This is a genomic window from Streptomyces sp. NPDC057486 (genome assembly GCF_042802415.1).
GTDB classification, from domain to species: Bacteria; Actinomycetota; Actinomycetes; order Streptomycetales; family Streptomycetaceae; genus Streptomyces; species Streptomyces yanii.
The window spans coordinates 1-1,040 of the sequence record NZ_JBHVEE010000336.1; the positions used below are offsets into that span (position 1 = coordinate 1).

1 protein-coding gene is annotated in these 1,040 nt (G+C 68.4%); it reads right to left on the reverse strand.

The genetic code is table 11. The annotated features are described in order from the left end of the window. The coding region (locus ACFU6I_RS48740; protein WP_384381070.1) for a hypothetical protein at positions 1 to 1,040 on the reverse strand (1,040 nt) is incomplete at both ends.

A 1,040-nucleotide genomic window follows, 5' to 3' on the forward strand; every position in this document is an offset into this window, starting at 1 on the left:
GGATAGCGTCGCCGGTCTGCTTCTGCGTGCCGAAGATGCCGATCACGCCGAGCCCGCGACCCTCCTTGGAGATGGTCTGCATCATGCGCTGGTTGGATTCGATGACCTGCTTGTCCTTGCCGGTCAGGCCCTTGGTGTCGGCGTACTTGTGGCACTCGTCCATGAGCACCAGGACGAGCGGGTTGGTCTCGGTCGGGCCGTGCTTCCAGAACTTGTGCGTGCCGCGTTCTTCCACGAGGGCGGCCGGGCGGTCCTTGAGCAGGCGGACCAGCTCGGTCAAGCGCTGGTTGGCGGTCTCCGGGTTGTCGCCGACGACGAACATGGCCCGGCTGCCGACCTCTCCCCAGTCGCCGTATCGGGCGTCGGAGGTCTTGCCGTCGAAGATGGCGAACTGGACGTTGGCGCGGTTCGCGAGCGAGGCCATCCAGGCGAGCATGAGCATGGTCTTGCCGTAGCCGGGGAGGCCCGCGACCTTGATTCCGCTCAACTGCCGTAGCGGGATGGCGACTTGGCGCATCCAGGGGTTGTGTCCCATCGGGAGGACCCAGTCGTCTTCGGCGGGCCAGGTGTACGGCTGGTGGTCGTCGAGCGGGTTGCCGACGATGCCTCGGACCTCCACGAGTCCGGCCTTGAGTCGGCGGACTTCCACGGTCTGGCAGTCCCAGGCGTCCGCGAGCCAACCGCCGGCCTTTTCGACTTCCTCGACGCCGACCTTCGGGATGGTCTTGATGACGGCGCGGATTCCCCAGGGCTCCGGGAAGACGCGGATCTTCGGGACGACCGTGACGGGCTTGGCGGTCTTGCCCTGCCAGTCCTTGCGGCCCTTGGTGTTCTCGTCCACGCGGGCCAGGCCGACGTTCGGAGCGAGGCGACGCCAGCGGCGGGAGACGGCCCAGGCGTGGCGCATCCGGGCCCGCTGGAAGGGGGTCGCGCGGATGTACCGGTAGGTGGCGATGAAGAGGCGAGCCGCCCCCCAGGCCGCCAGCACCGCGAGGGCGATGACGGCGACCAGGGGAGCCAGGCTCTGGGAGTCAGTGGCG